At 65.3% G+C, this 16649-nt stretch carries 15 protein-coding genes; 11 read left to right on the forward strand and 4 right to left on the reverse strand.

Annotated features, from left to right (window positions below):
• Positions 1–39 precede the first annotated feature (39 nt).
• Together WN72_RS04435 and WN72_RS04440 are read left to right on the forward strand one after the other, a co-directional pair.
• Positions 40–669, forward strand: coding sequence for an NUDIX hydrolase (locus WN72_RS04435; protein WP_027561426.1), 630 nt, complete (start codon positions 40–42; stop codon positions 667–669).
• A gap of 55 nt (positions 670–724) precedes the next feature.
• Entirely contained in the window at positions 725–1939 is a 1215-nt protein-coding gene (locus tag WN72_RS04440; protein ID WP_027561425.1) for a hypothetical protein, read from the forward strand.
• 173 nt (positions 1940–2112) lie between these two features.
• Here the strand turns inward: WN72_RS04440 and WN72_RS04445 are convergent, their stop codons facing one another.
• Positions 2113–2415 carry a hypothetical protein gene (locus WN72_RS04445; RefSeq protein WP_027561424.1) on the reverse strand — a complete coding sequence of 101 codons (303 nt, stop codon included), beginning with the start codon at positions 2413–2415 and terminating at the stop codon, positions 2113–2115.
• A gap of 194 nt (positions 2416–2609) precedes the next feature.
• Between WN72_RS04445 and WN72_RS04450 the strand changes: the two genes are divergently transcribed.
• From WN72_RS04450 to WN72_RS04470, 5 genes are all read left to right on the forward strand, one after another.
• The gene (locus tag WN72_RS04450) at positions 2610–3089 is read left to right on the forward strand and encodes a hypothetical protein (RefSeq protein WP_027561423.1); all 480 of its coding nucleotides are present in this window, start codon (positions 2610–2612) and stop codon (positions 3087–3089) included.
• 359 nt (positions 3090–3448) lie between these two features.
• The gene (locus tag WN72_RS04455; RefSeq protein WP_092217988.1) at positions 3449–4396 is read left to right on the forward strand and encodes a TAXI family TRAP transporter solute-binding subunit; all 948 of its coding nucleotides are present in this window, start codon (positions 3449–3451) and stop codon (positions 4394–4396) included.
• Positions 4397–4556: 160 nt separating this feature from the next.
• Positions 4557–6671, forward strand: a complete 2115-nt coding sequence (locus tag WN72_RS04460) for a TRAP transporter permease (protein WP_167381022.1) — start codon at positions 4557–4559, stop codon at positions 6669–6671.
• Complete coding sequence (locus WN72_RS04465) at positions 6632–7045, forward strand: DUF1850 domain-containing protein (protein WP_035730438.1); 414 nt, start codon at positions 6632–6634, stop codon at positions 7043–7045. The genes WN72_RS04460 and WN72_RS04465 overlap by 40 nt, the downstream gene beginning before the upstream one ends.
• 48 nt (positions 7046–7093) lie before the next feature.
• Positions 7094–7900, forward strand: a complete 807-nt coding sequence (locus tag WN72_RS04470; protein ID WP_092217989.1) for an SDR family NAD(P)-dependent oxidoreductase — start codon at positions 7094–7096, stop codon at positions 7898–7900.
• A gap of 185 nt (positions 7901–8085) precedes the next feature.
• Here the strand turns inward: WN72_RS04470 and WN72_RS04475 are convergent, their stop codons facing one another.
• Positions 8086–8856 carry a hypothetical protein gene (locus WN72_RS04475; protein WP_092217990.1) on the reverse strand — a complete coding sequence of 257 codons (771 nt, stop codon included), beginning with the start codon at positions 8854–8856 and terminating at the stop codon, positions 8086–8088.
• 69 nt (positions 8857–8925) lie between these two features.
• Positions 8926–10503 carry a cation:proton antiporter gene (locus WN72_RS04480; RefSeq protein WP_084334590.1) on the reverse strand — a complete coding sequence of 526 codons (1578 nt, stop codon included), beginning with the start codon at positions 10501–10503 and terminating at the stop codon, positions 8926–8928.
• Positions 10504–10583: 80 nt separating this feature from the next.
• Here WN72_RS04480 and WN72_RS04485 point away from each other — a divergent pair, with 80 nt between their 5' ends.
• The 4 genes from WN72_RS04485 (at position 10584) to WN72_RS04500 (ending at position 15688) form a co-directional block, all read left to right on the forward strand.
• Complete coding sequence (locus tag WN72_RS04485) at positions 10584–11348, forward strand: tetratricopeptide repeat protein (protein WP_092217991.1); 765 nt, start codon at positions 10584–10586, stop codon at positions 11346–11348.
• 246 nt (positions 11349–11594) lie between these two features.
• A complete protein-coding gene (locus tag WN72_RS04490; protein WP_092217992.1) occupies positions 11595–12977 on the forward strand; it encodes a tetratricopeptide repeat protein in 1383 nt (460 codons plus the stop codon).
• Between the two features lie 295 nt (positions 12978–13272).
• Positions 13273–15183 carry a propionyl-CoA synthetase gene (locus tag WN72_RS04495; protein WP_092217993.1) on the forward strand — a complete coding sequence of 637 codons (1911 nt, stop codon included), beginning with the start codon at positions 13273–13275 and terminating at the stop codon, positions 15181–15183.
• A 235-nt stretch (positions 15184–15418) separates the two neighbouring features.
• A complete protein-coding gene (locus tag WN72_RS04500; RefSeq protein WP_027561414.1) occupies positions 15419–15688 on the forward strand; it encodes a hypothetical protein in 270 nt (89 codons plus the stop codon).
• A gap of 158 nt (positions 15689–15846) precedes the next feature.
• Here WN72_RS04500 and WN72_RS04505 read toward each other — a convergent pair whose 3' ends face one another.
• Positions 15847–16542 carry a DUF1013 domain-containing protein gene (locus WN72_RS04505; RefSeq protein WP_027561413.1) on the reverse strand — a complete coding sequence of 232 codons (696 nt, stop codon included), beginning with the start codon at positions 16540–16542 and terminating at the stop codon, positions 15847–15849.
• Positions 16543–16649 lie beyond the last annotated feature (107 nt).

Raw genomic sequence — 16649 nt, forward strand, 5'->3', positions numbered from 1 at the left:
CTCCTCGTTTCATCAGATGCGGTCCTGGTGTAGTCAAGCATCATGAGAGCTTTCGACGATGCCACCAGACGGAATATCGCAGAGGCCTGCGCGGCCTTCGCGCGGCTGCCTGATGAGGCCGAACCGTCGGCGCTGAAGCGCGCCGCGGTCGTGCTAGCGCTGACTGAATCCAGTGACGGCGACGACACGGCCTTCCTGCTCACCAGGCGTGCATCGAGCTTGCGTGCGCATCGCGGCCAATGGGCGCTGCCGGGCGGGCGCTGCGACGCCGGCGAGACGCCGGTCGAGGCGGCGCTGCGCGAGCTCGATGAAGAGCTCGCGCTCAAGCTTTCAGCCGACGCGGTGCTCGGCCTGCTCGACGACTATCCGACCCGCTCGGGCTATCTGATCACGCCGGTCGTGGTGTGGGCCGCCGACAGTGCCGCGATCAACCCGAATCCGGACGAGGTCGCCTCCGTCCATCGCATCGCGCTCGACACGATCGAGCATGACGACGCCTTCGATTTCACCGCGATCCCCGAAAGCACGCGCCGGGTGATCCGCTTCCATCACCAGATGAGCCTGATCCACGCGCCGACGGCGGCGCTGATCTACCAGTTCCGCGAGGTGCTGGCGGGGCGTCACACCCGCGTCACCGACCTGGAACAGCCGGTGTTCGCCTGGAAATGAGATGGTAAACGGCGTGTTAACGTGACGGTTACCGGATGCCTGCTAAGAGGGCAGCATGCATCACTCGATTCGAAATTCTCTGGCGTTGGTTCCGTTCGCGTTTCTCCTGCTCGCGCCCACCGCGCGTGGCGGCGAGGCCGATGCGCTGCCGCCGGCCGTCCGCAACGCCAATGCGCAGCTGCTGTCGCAGTTCTTCGCGCAAGGTGGGGCGTCTGCTGCCGTGCTCGAATATCGCCGCAAGCTCGGGGAATATCAGGCGGCGCGCGCGGCCTTCGACGAGGAGGCCGGCGCCTATTGGAGCCAGATCTCGGAGAAGCGGAAAGGGCGCAACGCCAAGCGGCGCAACGGCCAGCAGGTCACGCTCGACGATTACGTGCTGGAGCACCCGCCGCTCTATAACGGGCCGAAGCGGCCGGTGAACCCGGAGCCGGAGGAGACGCCGGAGCGTCCCACCAGGAAGCCGATTCCCGTCGTCGCCGATCTCCTGCGCGCGGCGCAGGAGCTCTACCAGTTCACGCCGCAGCGCCCGTCCAACGAGCTCGAGTTCAAGCGCGCCTATGCGCGCTACGCGCTCGGCTCGGGGCTGACGCGCGAGCAGGCGGTGCGGGTCTATTCGTTCGAGACCGGCGGCACCGGCAGCTACGACGTGCAGGCCGGCATCGAGCATGGCGGCAAGCGCGCGATCTCGACCGCGATCGGCTACAACCAGCTCTTGACCACCAACAGCGTCGAGCTGCTGGCCGAGCAGGGCCATGAATTCATCCGCGCGCTCTCCGACAAGGTGGCGCGGACCTCCGGGCCGGCGCGCCAGTCGCTCGAGCACAAGCTCGCCGTGCTGAAGAAAATGGTGGCGCATGCGAAGTCGGTGCCCGACACCTGGTCGGAGCACGAGAAGATCGGCAACACCGCGCAGGGCTGGGCCATGCATGCCATGGTGCTCGACGTCGATGTCGGGCCGATGCTGCAGACCCACAAGCTCCTGACGTCGGTGCTGTTCGCGCGCGCCAAGGGCTTCACCCGTCCGCTCAGCGCCGCCGAGCTCGAGATGATGAACCTCACCGGCGACGGCACCGGGCTCGACATGGTGACGATGCCGCAGGCGATGCGCGAGCAGGTGCCGACCTCGAACTTCTTCCAGCGCGGCGGCTACGAGCGCAACCCGGTCGCGATCCGCCACAACACGGTAGCCAAGCTGTTGGCGGTGACGGATACGCGGATGGACTCGAACAGCAGCAATGCCGGCGCGAGGGAATTGGCGGGGGCGTTTTAAGACGCTGTCTTTTGCACCTCTCCCCGCCTGCGGGAGAGGTCGAATTCGATCGCAGATCGAATTCGGGTGAGGGGGTACAGGTCCCTCGACAAATCTCATGCGCGGAGAGAAGCCCCTCACCCCAACCCTCTCCCCGTAAGAAAGGGGCGAGGGAGCGCACCGTCATCGCCGTCCTACTGGTCCGGCCCGAACTTGAACTTGCCGTCGCCTTCGAGATACGGGCCGCTGCGCATGTAGAGCTGGCCGTTGTGGCCGATGAAGAACAGCGTGCCCTTCGGCACCTTCTTGGCGCCCTTCAAGAGCTCGCCGGCGTTGCTGGTGCCCATCCTGTAGGAAAAGGTCTTGCCTTCCTTGTCATAGGCATAGCCCGTGTCGGGCTTGAGCTCCCACGGCGTTGCCGGGGCTTGCGCGCATGCGGGCGCGGCAAATGCGCCGAGCACGGCTACAAGTGCAAACGTCTTCGTTGAAAATGCCATCATCTATCCTCCCCATCGTTGGGGCATCCGTTTTGAACAAATCACGAACGGTGTGTCCGGGTCAATTTGCGATAGCGCCGCGGCGCATCACGTCCTGCCCAGCAGTTTGTGATTTTCCCTTCGTCCCCGCGCGACTATGTTCCGCTTTCAGTCTAGAACGCAATTCGACAAAAATATTGGTGGGGGTGATTCGGATGAAGCATGTGATGAGAGTTTGCCCGGCTGCCGCGCTGCTGCTGACGATGCTGGCGCCGGCCGCCAGGGCCGATGACTACCAGCTCAGCCACAACCAGCGCATTTCCTGCAGCCGCGGCCTTGCCCCGGGCAAGCTGAACACCGCGACCTGCAAGTCCTACACCTATCTCTTCAACACCAAGACCTCGGAATATTTCCGCTGCCAGGTCTCGCTGGCGCTGACCCGCGACAACAAGGAGGTCATCAACGTCCAGACCGACGGCGGCTGTACCAAGAAGCCGCGCATCTTCGAGACCGACGGCAAGTACGATTTCGACGCGACCGAGACCGAGCCGCCGAACACCAACTCGTTCTTCGGCCCCGGTGGCTATTCGATCTGGGCCGCCGACGTCACCGCGCAGAAGGTGCGCGGCTGCATCACCATCTCCTCCGGCCTCGGCTCCGACATCTCCAAGTGCCTGGACATGACGTTCCAGTGATACTGCGCCGGTGACGCGCGCTTGATCGTCGCCCCGTAGAAGGTGCGCTCCCTCCCCCGCTTGCGGGGGAGAGGGTGTTGCCGCAACGGGATAATCCCCAGGAGGAGAAAGCCCTCACCCGCGCCTTCGGCGCGACCTCTCCCGCAAGCGGGAGAGGTTACATCGAGTCCAGCGGCACGAGTTTTTGACCCTCACTCGGGTTCGCTCGCATCCGCCTGCGCCACCTCGCCGCACCGGCCGGTTCCCAAAAAGTCGAGCCGGAACGGCCGTTTACCGCAGTGCTGTTTTGCCTTTTGGATGGGTTGACCCGCATCCCTCATCCGGCCAATTTCGCCGCCGGTTTGGGGAGTACAACAACCATGAAACGGACGATTTTCGGCGCGGCCGCGGCTCTTGCTCTGGCGGCGTCGGCACCTTGCGCGCATGCGCAGTCTTTCATCAACGTGCTGACCGGTGGCACCTCCGGCGTCTACTATCCGCTCGGCGTCGCGATCGGGAAGATCTACGGCGACAAGATTCCGAACGTGAAGACGCAGGTGCAGGCCACCAAGGCGTCGGTCGAGAATTTGATCCTGCTGCAGCAGGGCCGCGGCGAGCTGGCGTTCACGCTGGGCGACTCGCTCAAGGCTGCCTGGGATGGCGAGGAGGAAGCCGGCTTCAAGAACAAGCTGGACAAGCTGCGCACCATCGGCGCGATCTATCCGAACTACATCCAGATCGTCGCGACCGCCGAGAGCGGCATCAAGACGCTGGCCGACCTCAAGGGCAAGAGCCTGTCGGTCGGCGCGCCCAAATCGGGCACCGAGCTGAATTCCCGCGCGATCCTGGCGGCGGCTGGCATGAGCTACAAGGACCTCGGCAAGGTCGAATATCTGCCCTTCGCCGAATCCGTCGACCTCATGAAGAACCGCCAGCTGGGCGCGACGCTGCAGTCGGCCGGCCTTGGCGTCGCTTCGCTGAAGGACCTCTCGACCTCGGCCTCGATCACCGTGGTGTCGGTGCCGAAGGAGACCGTGGACAAGATCGGCCCGCCCTTCATCTCCGCGACCATTCCGGCCAACACCTATACCGGTCAGGACAAGGACGTGCCGACCGCGGCCGTGGTGAACTATCTCGTCACCAGCTCGGCGGTGTCGGATGATCTCGCCTATCAGATGACAAAGCTGGTCTACGAGTCGCTGCCCGAGCTCGCCAACGCGCACGCCGCCGGCAAGGAGATCAAGCTCGAGACCGCCGCCACCGGCAGCCCGGTTCCGCTGCATCCCGGCGCGATCCGCTATTACAAGGAAAAAGGGCTGATCAAGTAAGTTCGGCTCTCGCAGTAGGCGTCATGGCCGGGCTTGTCCCGGCCATCCACGTTCTATGGGCAGGCGAGAAAGATCGTGGATGCCCGGGACATGCCCGGGCATGACGGCGCGGGTGGACCGTGCCAAGCTATAAGCGCTGGACGGCTGAGGACGATTTAAAATGCTGGAAAAGACAGAGGGCACCGCGGCGGCGCCCATCAAGGTCGAGTTCGATAATTTCGAGCATGGTTTTCCGGAAGGCTTCGGCCCTGGCTGGTGGGGCACGCTCGCCTATTGGGTCGGCATCGCGTTCGCGACCTTCCAGCTCTATGTCGCCGCCTTCAATTATCTGCCGAGCCAGGTGGTGCGCGGCGTCCATGTCGGCTTCCTGGTCCTGCTCACCTTCGGCCTGATCGCCAATTTCACCGCGAAGAGCAATGCGGGCCGTGCGCTCGGCTGGGTGATCGGCGCCGCCGGTTTCTTCTGCGGGCTCTATCAATGGATATTCTATGCCGATCTGATCGCGCGCGACGGCGATCCGACCAAGCTCGATCTCGCGGTCGGCACGCTGCTTGCCGTGCTGATCTTCGAGGGCACGCGGCGCCTGATGGGCGCGGCGCTGCCGCTGATGTGCGGCGCGTGCCTGCTCTACTGGTTCTTCGGGCAATACCTGCCGTCGCCGCTCAATCATCGCGGTTATGATTTCGACCAGATCGTCACGCATCTGTCGTTCGGCACCGAAGGCTTTTACGGCGTGCCGATCTACGTCTCGGCGACCTACATCTTCCTGTTCATCCTGTTCGGCTCGTTCCTGGAGCGCGCCGGCATGATCCAGCTCTTCACCGACGTGTCGCTCGGCCTGTTCGGCCGCACCCGCGGCGGCCCCGCGAAGGTCGCGGTGTTCGCCTCGGGCATGATGGGCACGATCTCCGGCTCGGGCGTCGCCAACGTCGTCACCGTCGGCCAGTTCACCATTCCCCTGATGATCAAGTTCGGCTACCGCCGCGCCTTCGCCGCGGGCGTCGAGGCGACGGCCTCGATGGGCGGCCAGATCATGCCGCCGGTGATGGGTGCGGTCGCCTTCATCATGGCCGAGACGCTCGGCGTCCAATACTCGGAGATCGTCAAGGCCGCCGCGATCCCCGCGATCCTCTATTTCGCCTCGGCGTTCTGGATGGTGCATCTGGAAGCCGGCAAGCACGGCCTCGTCGGCATGAAGCGCTCGGAGATCCCGAGCGCGTGGAAGGCGCTGGTGACGCGCTGGTACCTCGTGCTCCCGCTCGCCGCTCTCGTCTACATGCTGTTCGAAGGCTTTACGCCGCTTTATGCCGGCAGCATGGGCCTTGCGCTCACGGTGGCCCTGATCCTCGGCACCGCGATCACGACCGGCGCGTCGTCGATGGTGATCCGCACCATCTTCTGGGTCGGGCTTGCGCTGGTCGTCGCGGCGCTGTCGCGCGACGGCCTCCAGATCGTGCCGGTCGCGAGCGTCGTGGTCGGGCTGATCGTGATCACGGCCTTCATCCGCGGCGGGCTGAAGGCCTTGCGCGAGTGCCGCGATGCGCTGGCCGAGAGCGCCAAATCCGCCATCACCGTCGGCATGGCCTGCGCCATCGTTGGTGTCATCATCGGCATGATGTCGCAGACCGGCGTCGGCACCATTTTCGGCAGCTGGGTGATCGGGCTCGGCGAGAAGAGCCTGTTCCTGGCGCTGATCATGACCATGCTGCTGTCGATCCTGCTCGGCACCGGCATTCCGACCATCCCGACCTACATCATCACCGCCGCGCTGGCCGCGCCGGCGCTGGCGAAGTTAGGGGTGCCCCTGATCGCGAGCCACATGTTCGCGTTCTATTACGGCATCATGGCCGACCTCTCGCCGCCGGTGGCGCTCGCCGCGCTTGCGGCGGCGCCGATCGCGAAGGAGAATCCGGACAAGATCGGCTGGGAGGCGATGCGCATTGCGCTTGCCGGCTACGTCATTCCGTTCATCTTCGTCTATTCGCCTGCGCTGATGCTGCAGGCCGGCGATCCCATGGCGGCCAAGCTCGGCTTCTACGGCGCGGTGGCGCTCGCGAGCTTCAAGGCGCTGGTGGCGATCGCGCTGTTCGGCATGGTGGCGATCGGCTTCCTGTTCACGCGGCTGACGCTGCTCGAACGTGTGGTCGCGCTCGGCGCCGCGATGTGCCTGCTCGGCGATTTCGCCTTCAGCGACACCGCGGGCTTCGTGCTCTCGGCTGCGCTGGTGCTGTGGCAGTGGCGGCAGCGCCCGCCGGCAGCAGTCGAGGCGGTGTGAGCCTCTGCTTCGCAACAGCGGGAGGCGTGAAGGCGCTCGCGCTGTCCGCCTTCACGCTGGTGTGGACGCATTCGATCGCCAGGGTCGACTGGCAGGAAGACTGGCGCGTGACGCCCGCCGGCCTTGAGCTGGTGCAGGCCCGCGTCAAAGGCACCGGGCCCGGAATGGAGCCGCCACCCGAGGCGCGGCTGGTCGACGGCTGGTTTCAATGGCAACCGAAACGCGCGCCGATGCCGGAGGTGGTGCTGGGCAATTCCGGCGCGGCAGGAGAATGGCGGCTGTGCCATCACGGTACGTGCCAGACGCTTTCGGAGATTGTCGGCCATCCCATCGGTGCTAACGTCACCACGATGAAGATTTGCAGCGATCCGTAGCCCGCCACGCCCGGGCTACAATCAGAACAACAACACGGGAGACACGCGATGGATCGGCTCAAGGGCAAGGTTGCGATGGTGGTGGGCGCCGGCTCGATCGGGCCGGGCTGGGGCAACGGCAAGGCGACCGCGGTGACTTTCGCGCGCCAGGGTGCACAGGTGTTTTGCGTCGACCGCAACGGCGCGGCGGCCGAGGAGACCGCGAAGATCATCACCGGCGAAGGCGGCAAGGCGACGGCCTTCACCGCCGACGTCTCGCGGCCTGCCGAAATCGAGGCGATGGTCGCTTCGTGCCTCAAGGCCTATGGCCGCATCGACGTGCTCGACAACAATGTCGGCATCGCCGAGATGGGCAGCGTGGTCGAGGTCACCGAGGAGAGCTGGGACCGCGTCTTCAGCGTCAACCTCAAGAGCGCCTATTTCGCCATGAAGCACGTCATCCCCGTGATGGTGAAGCAGGGCGGCGGTTCGATCATCAACATCTCCTCGATCGCCTCGATCCGCCACATGGGCATCTCCTACGTCACGTACGGCACCTCGAAGGCTGCGATGAACCAGATGACGCGCACCACCGCGATCGAGTTCGCGCGCCATCATGTCCGGGTGAACGCGATCCTGCCGGGCCTGATGAAGACGCCGATGGTGGAGCATTCCGCAGGCCTCGCCAGCAGCTACGCCAAGGGCGACGTGGAAGCGATGTGGCGCGCCCGCGACGCGCAGGTGCCGATGGGGCATATGGGCGATGCCTGGGACGTCGCGAATGCGGCGCTGTTTTTGGCGTCGGACGAGTCGAAATATGTGACGGGGATCGAGCTCGTGGTGGACGGCGGGATCACGTGCAAGGCGGGGGCGTAGCCCCAATCTCCGCTGTCGTCCCGGGGCGCGCAAAGCGCGAACCCGGGACCCATAACCACAGGGAGAAGTCGTCGCGCGAGCTGGTAACTCCTAGTCTTCGCCAAACCACTCCCTGTGGCTATGGATCCCGGATCGGCGCTTCGCTTCGCTGCGCTTGTCCGGACGACAGTGGAGTGTTTGGCGCCCTACTGCGCCAGCGCCAGAATCCCGCCGGCAAACGAATGCCACGCCGCGGTCTCGCTGGTCGGCCAGTTCAGGAACTTCACCGCCAGCATCGCGAGCGTGCCGTAGATGTAGACCGGGTGCACGCGGCCCTCAGTGCGCCAGTCGCGCACCATGGCAACGACAAGCAGTAGCGAGGCGACCACTGCCGGGGCGATCGTGACCGGCACCGGCGGCGGGCCGGGCGGTCCGGGAGGGGCGAGGAAGGTCAGGAACCAGCGCGCGATCGCGGCATCGAGGATCGAGACCGCGGCGAGCAGCATCAGGCGCTTGTGAATCTCGGGCCTGCGCGTGTTCATGATCGCGAGCACGAACACGATGGCGAAGAACGCGATGCCGCTCATCGGCACGATCGAGAAGGCGATGCCGGCGTCGGTCTGCCCGAGCGCCGCGGCGTGCTTCATCGACGTGACCGAGGCGAGGAAGCCGAAGATCGTCATCGCGGTCGCAAGCGACACGCCGGCGATGCCGAGCGCGCGGTGATTGACCACGCGGCCAGAAGCCGCGAGCCAGGTCTGGAGCACGAAATAAAGCGTCCAGGTGAAGAACAACAATCCGTGAAAATGAATCACCGGGCTTGCGGAAAATGTCCGGTGGACGAGCGGCATCCAATATGTCGGTGCGAAGCCGAGGAATGCAGTGGCCGCGCAGGCCAGGGCCATGTGGAGATAAAAATATCGTGCAGGCGACGCATCACGCGCGCGTACACGACGGTCGTCGATCAAGGTCGTCATCAGGAATGTGTCTACGACGACACCATCAGGTTCAACGCCGGATCGCTTGTGTGATCTGGCGCACGTTGCCTATCCCCCGGCGCTCAACTCCGCGCGATCGAGCTCTTCCTCGACCCGGTGGAATGCATCGTCGCCGATCACTTCGGTATCGCGAAGGCCGAGGATCGACTTGCGCGCAGCCTCGATGGCGCGGAGGCGCAGCGCGTCGGCGGGGAGACGGCCGTGGGCGATTCCGCCGTCAGGATCGTCATCCGCCTGCATCAGGATGGCGCGGTATTCGAGCCGCAAGATTTCGGCTTCCTCCGAGGGATCGTCTTCGATCGCATCGAGCGCGGCGCGATAGGCGACCGCGCGGGCGCGCGCGACCTCGAGGCCGACGGGATCGTCGTCCTTGAGGCCGAAGGCCAGGATCAGCGGGCGCAGGGTCAGGCCCTGGATGATCAGCGAGCCCAGCACCACCGCGAAGGCGATGAAGACGATGAAGTCACGATAGGGAAAATTCTCGGGCAGGGCGAACGCGGTGGCGAGCGTGACGAGCCCGCGCATACCGCACCAGGAGATGATGAGGCCGCCTTTCGGCGAGGCGACGGCCTTGGGATCCTTCGGATGATAGAGCCCGCGCGCGATCAGCACGCGCAGCGTGGTGCGGTAGAAGGTGATCCAGGCGAGCCGCACCAGCACCACCGTGAGCAGGATCCAGGCTGCGGCTACGCAATATTCCCAGCGCACTTCCGTATCCAGCCGCGTCCAGATCGGCCGCATCTGCATGCCGATCAGCATGAAGGCGAGCACGTTGAGGACGAACACGATCGTCTCCCACACCGCATAGGACGGCACCCGCAGCCGTGCCGGCATGCGCGCGCCCGCCGTGCGCGCGATGGTGATGGCGTAGACCACGATGGTGAGGATGCCGGAGAGGCCGAGATGCTCAGCCGCGATCCAGACCATGAAGGTGGTGGCGAACTGGACGATAATCGCGCTCGGCGCCTCCTTCACGCGTTCCAGGAACAGCGGGATGATGCGTCCCGCCAGAAGACCAGCGAGGACGCTGCCGACCAGCCCGAGCGCAATCGTCGGCGCGACCTCGCTCCATTTCAGGTGCTCCATAACGACCGCACCGACCGCGATGCGATAGATCAGCAGCGCGCTGGCGTCGTTGAGCAGGCTCTCGCCCTCCAGCACCTTCACCATCCGATAGGGCAGCTTCACCTGGCTCAGGATCGCAACCGCGGCTGCGGCATCCGGCGGTGCCACGATGGCGCCGAGCGCAATGGCCGCGGCCCAGGGCATGTCGGGCATCAGCCGGTGCGCGACGAAAGCCACGCCGATCGTAGTCAGGCCAACCGCGGCCACCACCAGGGTGGAGACCGGAACCCAGTTGTTGCGCAAATCGCGCAGCGAGGTGTCGAACGCGGCGTCCATCAGCACCGGTGCGACAAAAAGCGCCAAGGCAAGGTCGGGTTCGAGCGTCCAGGACGGGCTGTTCGGCACGAAAGCGATCAGGGCGCCGCCGATGGCCAGAAAGGTCGGGTAGGGGACCTTGATCCGACGCGCCGCCGCCGATAATGCAACGGCGCCGAGCAGCAGCGCGATGATCCATTCGAATGTCGACACGTCGATCCCCGAGACCAATTTGAGCGGCGCCACAAGCTAGCACCAATCCGGCCGTATGGTGGATAGTACGGCCTCAAGGCAAGACCGAAGACGACCTTCCGACTGCAACGAGCATGCGTTTTCAAAATCTCATTCAACTGGCAGGTGTCGTTCTGCTCTCCGCGCTCTCGCTCGCCGCAGCCCATGCCGCGACCGGCGGCGAGCCGGCCGCGGTGCCGCAGGTCGATGTCGCGCCATGCCTTGCGGCGACCGCGGCCGACGACATGGACAAGGCGGCCTCCGCCTGCGCGGCCGTGATCGACAATGAGAAGACGGCGAAGGCGGATCTGGTCAAGGCGCTGATCGCGCGCGGTGCGCTCTATGCGCGGCATGACCAGATCGACCGCGCGATCGCCGACGACAGCCGCGCGCTCCTGCTCGACCCCACGCTCGCCGATATCTTCAACGCGCGCGGCGAGCTCTGGCTGAAGAAGGGCGACAAGCCCAAGGCGGTGCAGGATTTCGGCGCTGCGCTGAAGATTGATCCGAACCACGAGAAGGCCAAGGCCAATCACAAGGCGATGGCGCGCGAGCTGGAGCGGATCGGGGCGCAGATGGCGGTCGCCGGCAAGCCCAGCTTCAACTGCGCCCGCGCATCCCGCGCCGTCGAGAAGGCGATCTGCGCGAGCCGCGAGCTCGCCGATCTCGACCGCGAGATCTACGGATCGCATTTGCGCGCCATCCGCGAAGCCCAGAGCCCGGCGGAGGCGCGCAAGATCCAGCACGAGCAGGACGAGTTCATCGCCCGGCGCAATGCTGGGTACGGCCGGCCGGGGTATGATCTGAAGAAGGCGATGCAGGAGCGGCTGCAGCGGATCAACGGCGTGGACGGGTATTGAGTGCCTCCTTCGCCTCTCCCCGCTTGCGGGGAGAGGCCGGAATTTGCGTATGCAAATTCCGGGTGAGGGGGACTCTCCGCGAATCCAACTGCCACCTCGCTTGGGGAGAGTCCCCCTCACCCCCACCCTCTCCCCGCAAGCGGGGCGAGGGGGCGATGCGCCGGTGCATCCCTAACAGGTCCAGATTGAACCCATTCTTTTCCCGCCGCGACAATGGTGAAAACCTGATGTCACGGAGCCTTCCTGATGTGCGGCACGCCTTCTTCCGCGCAAACGTTCCCGTTTGCCAAGATCTCGCTGCGTAGCTTCCTCCTCGGCGCGGCGATGAGCCTGGCCCTCGCTGCTCCAGCCTCTGCCGCCGACTGCGTCATGGGCACCAAGGCCGCTCCGGCCGAGCTGATCCCGGCCTGCAGCGCCATCATCGACCAGGCTTCGAATTCGACGAGCGACCGTGCCGCGGCGCTGCTGGTGCGCGCCGACGCCAATGCGCGCACTTCGGGCGGCCTCACCCAGGCGCTGCGGGACATCGACCGCGCCATCGCGCTCGACGGCAAGAACGCAAAGGCCTGGCGCCTGCGCGGCGACTTGCTGCGCGAGGCCGGTGGCGACCTCAACCGTGCCGCTTCCGACCTCAGCAAGGCGATCGAGCTCGATCCGCAGGATGCGGAGGCCTACGAGCTGCGCGGCGTCGTCTACACCAGCCAGCGCCGGCTCGACCGCGCGCTTGCCGATTACGACCAGGCGATCAAGCTGAAACCTGACTATGCGCAGGCCTGGTCCGACCGCGGCGTGACCTATTATCTCGGCGGCGACAACGAGAAGGCGATCCGCGATCTCAGCGAGGCGCTGCGGCTCGATCCGAACCGGCCGCGCAGCTACACCAATCGCGGCGCGGCCTACAAGAAGCTCAACCAGCTCGATAAATCGGTCGCCGACGACGGCGAGGCGATCAGGCTCGATCCGAAAGTGCCGGAATATTACGACAATCGGGGCCTGTCGCTGGTCGCGATGGGCGAATACGACAAGGCGATCGCCGATTACGACCAGGCACTGCGCCTGGCGCCGCGGCCGAATTTCTTCACCAACCGCGGCGATGCCTATCAGTACAAGGGCGAGTTTGGGGCGGCGCTCAGCGACTACGAGGCTGCGTTGAAGCTCGATCCGAATTTCGCGCTGACCTACAACAACCGCGCCGTGCTCTACAAGAAGATGGGGGAGCGCAGGAAGGCGCTGGCCGATTACGAAACCGCGCTGAAGCTCGATCCTGGCAACGAGAACGCCGCAAATGGCCGCCGCACCACGATGGCGGAGATCGCGAAGTTCGGCACCGAGGCGCCGCGTCCGCTCGCGGCGAATTCCGGCAACGGCCCGTCGTTCGATTGCGCGAGCGCCAAGCGCGAGGTCGAGAAAGTGATCTGCGCCGATCCGCAGCTCGGCATGCTCGATCGCCGGATCGCGGAGACCTATGAGCGCGTGCTGAAGTCCCTGAACCGGCGCTCGGCGGATGATCTGCGCAAGTCCCAGCGCGATTTCCTCGTCACCCGCGATGCAAGCTTCCGCCGCCCCGGCTATGATCTGAAGAAGGTCATGCAGGATCGGTTGCAGCGGTTGAATGCGATGGAGAGCTAGGCGGTCTTCGCCTCTCCCCACTTGGGTGGAGAGGCCGGAATTTGCGTATGCAAATTCCGGGTGAGGGGGACTCTCCGCGAGTTCAATTCCCTCCGCCTTCGCGGAAGTAGCCCCTCGCCCCGACCCTCTCCCCGTAAGAACGGGGAGAGGATAGATCATCCTTTTCAGCTTGAACCGCGGCCCGTTCCCGGGAAAATAGCCCTCAAACAAGGCCGGCACTTGATCCGGGTCATGGCGGGACGTCCGTCGTGCCGCAAGGTCAGGGCCAGGCGAACAAAGGGAACGGGAGCGCGGAATGAACGCCCAGGGTGGAAGCAAGTATCACGAGGTCCATGCGCGCTCGCTGGCGGATCCGGAAGGGTTTTGGGCCGAGGCGGCCAAGGAGATCGACTGGATCGAGCTGCCGAAGAAGATCTTCGATGCCTCGCAAGGCGTCTACGGCCGCTGGTTCACCGGCGGCGTCGTCAACACCTGCTACAACGCGCTCGACCGCCATGTCGAACGCGGCCGCGCCGACCAGGTCGCGCTGATCCACGATTCGCCGCTGACCAGCAGCATCACCAAATTCACTTACGCCGAGCTGCTCGGCGAGGTGCAGGGGCTCGCCGCCGTGATGCAGGATTTCGGCGTCGCCAAGGGCGACCGCGTCATCCTCTATATGCCGATGGTGCCGGAGGCCGTGGTCGCGATGCTCGCCTGCGCGCGCATCGGCGCGGTGCACTCGGTGGTGTTCGGCGGCTTTGCGGCAAAGGAGCTCGCCACCCGCATCGACGACGCGCAGCCGAAGCTCATTCTCTCCGCGAGCTGCGGCATCGAGCCGGGCCGCATCGTGCAGTACAAGCCGCTGCTCGACGAGGCGATCAAGCTTGCGTCTGCGAAGCCCAAGGCCTGCATCGTGCTGCAACGTCCCCAGCTCGTCTGCGATCTCACACCCGGGCGCGATTATGATTGGGCAAGCCTGCGCCGCAAGGCGCTGAACGAAGGCAAGAAGGCGCCTTGCGTTCCCGTCGCCGCCACCGATCCGCTCTACATCCTCTACACCTCGGGCACCACGGGCATCCCCAAGGGCGTCGTGCGCGACAATGGCGGTCATCTCGTCGCGGTGAAATGGTCGATGTTCAACCTCTATGGCGTCAAGCCGGGCGAGGTCTGGTGGTGCGGCTCCGACATCGGCTGGGTGGTCGGCCACAGCTACATCATTTACGGCCCGCTGCTGCATGGCGCGACCTCGATCATGTATGAGGGCAAGCCGGTCGGCACGCCCGATGCCGGCGCGTTCTGGCGCGTCATCTCCGAGCACAAGGCGGTGGCGCTGTTCACCGCGCCGACCGCGTTCCGCGCCATTCGCAAGGAGGATCCGGACGGCAAGTTCATCCGACAATATGACCTGTCGACATTCCGCACGCTGTTCCTCGCCGGCGAGCGCGCCGATCCGCCGACGGTGGAGTGGGCGGAGCAGCAGCTGAAGGTGCCCGTGATCGATCATTGGTGGCAGACCGAAACCGGCTGGTGCATTGCCGGCAATCCGGTCGGCCTCGGCATGCTGCCGGTCAAGCACGGCTCGCCGACGGTGCCGATGCCGGGCTATCAGGTCGACGTCGTCGATGAAGCGGCAAGGCCGGTTGCTGCGAACACGATGGGTTCGATCGTCATCAAACTGCCGATGCCGCCGGGTTGCCTGCCGACGCTGTGGAATCAGGATGCGCGCTTCAAGGAGGCTTACCTCAGCGAATTCCCCGGCTATTACAAAACCTCGGACGCAGGCTACAAGGACGAGGACGGCTATGTCTTCGTGATGGGCCGCACCGACGACATCATCAATGTCGCTGGCCACAGGCTCTCCACCGGCGGCATGGAGGAGATCCTGGCCTCGCACGCGGATGTCGCCGAATGCGCGGTGCTCGGCATCAAGGACGCGATCAAGGGCGAGGTGCCCTGCGGCTTCCTGGTGCTGAAAGCCGGCGTGAAGCGCACACCAAACGAGATCGAGAAGGAGATCGTCGCGCTGGTGCGCGAGCGGCTCGGCCCCGTCGCCGCCTTCAAGCTCGCCATCACCGTCGGCCGCCTGCCCAAGACCCGCTCCGGCAAGATCCTGCGCGGCACCATCAAGAAGATCGCCGATGGCGAAGCCTGGACCATGCCGGCCACGATCGAGGACCCCAAGGTGCTGGACGAGATCGGCGAGGCGCTGAAGGGGCGGGTGTGACGCGATCTCCGGCCGTCGTGCCACCGGGGCGCCCCCGCCGCTCCAACCTCTGCTGTCATCACCCGCGAAAGCGGGTGATCCAGTACTCCGCGGCCGGAGTTGTGTGCTCCAATGCCCGCCGCGGAGTACTGGATTCCCCGCTTTCGCGGGGAATGACAGCGAGTGGGGAACGGCGTCCGGGACTTACAATCTCCTCATTCCGCGCTAAACAGGGCCGACCAATCGAGGACCTCGTATGCCACTCGCCACCGCGCCGCGCCTGCTTGCAGCCGTAGCTCTCGCCATCGCTCTTTCCGCCTGCTCGGCGCGCTACCAGACGCCGGTGGCGATGGGCGGCGACGATGACGATGCGGTGTGCCAGAGCCGCGGCTACGCCCAGGGCTCGCCCGAATATGTGGCCTGCCGCAAGGACCGCGACGTCCAGCGCAATGCCGCGACCGCCCGCGCCGACCGCCGCCAGCGCGATCTCGGCGAATATATGCTAAACCATCCCGAGCGGCCGTAATGTGAAGTGCCGCATCGTGCGCCCCGCATTCGGTCAGCGGCACCGCGAGAGGCATTGACGCCACGACATCGAGGGTGACGCTTCCACAAAACAAAAGCGCGGCAGGTTTCCCTGCCGCGCTTTTTGTTTGCATTCGATCGTCAACGAAGAGCGGAGCCTTACTCCTCGTCGTCCTCGTGCTTCTTGCCGCCGAGCGTCTTGAGCTTGGCGAACACGGCGTCGACGTTGAGGTCGTCGCTGGACTTCTCCGCCGGCTCGTACTCGTCCTTCTTGGTGGTCTCGGAGGCCGGCAGCAGGGTGGCGCCGCCATAGGCTGCGTCGATTGGCTTTTCCTTCGCCGCGCGCTGCACCTCGAAATCGAGCTCGATCTGCGAGCAGAGGCCGAGCGTGACGGGGTCGATCGGGGTCAGCTGCGAGGTGTTCCAGTGCGTGCGGTCGCGCACGCTGGCGATGGTGCTCTTGGTGGTGCCGACCAGGCGCATGATCTGGGCGTCCTTGAGCTCCGGATGGCTGCGCAGCAGCCAGAGGATGGCGCTCGGGCGCTCGTGGCGGCGCGACACCGGGGTGTAGCGCGGGCCCTTGCGCTTAGGCTGGGGCGGCAGCACCACCTTGCTCTCCTGGAGGCGGAGCCGGTAATCCGGGTTCTTCTCGCCCTTCTCGATCTCCTCGCGGGTGAGCTGGCCGTTGGAGAGGGGGTCCATGCCCTTGATGCCCTGGGCGGCGTCGCCGTCGGCGATCGCACGCACCTCGAGGGGGTGCATCTTGGTGAAATCGGCGACCTGGTCGAAGGTCAGCGCGGTGTTGTCCAGCAGCCAGACGGCGGTCGCCTTGGGCATCAGAGGTGCGTTGCTCATGGCAAATCTCCTTTGTGCTTCGCCCACCCCTCTGGAGGCGAAACCGGTAGTCATCAGCGATGACAGGGAATTCGCGCTATATAAGCCGGGAGGGGCTAGCCACGCAA

It is taken from the genome of Bradyrhizobium arachidis (assembly GCF_015291705.1).
GTDB classification, from domain to species: domain Bacteria; phylum Pseudomonadota; class Alphaproteobacteria; order Rhizobiales; family Xanthobacteraceae; genus Bradyrhizobium; species Bradyrhizobium arachidis.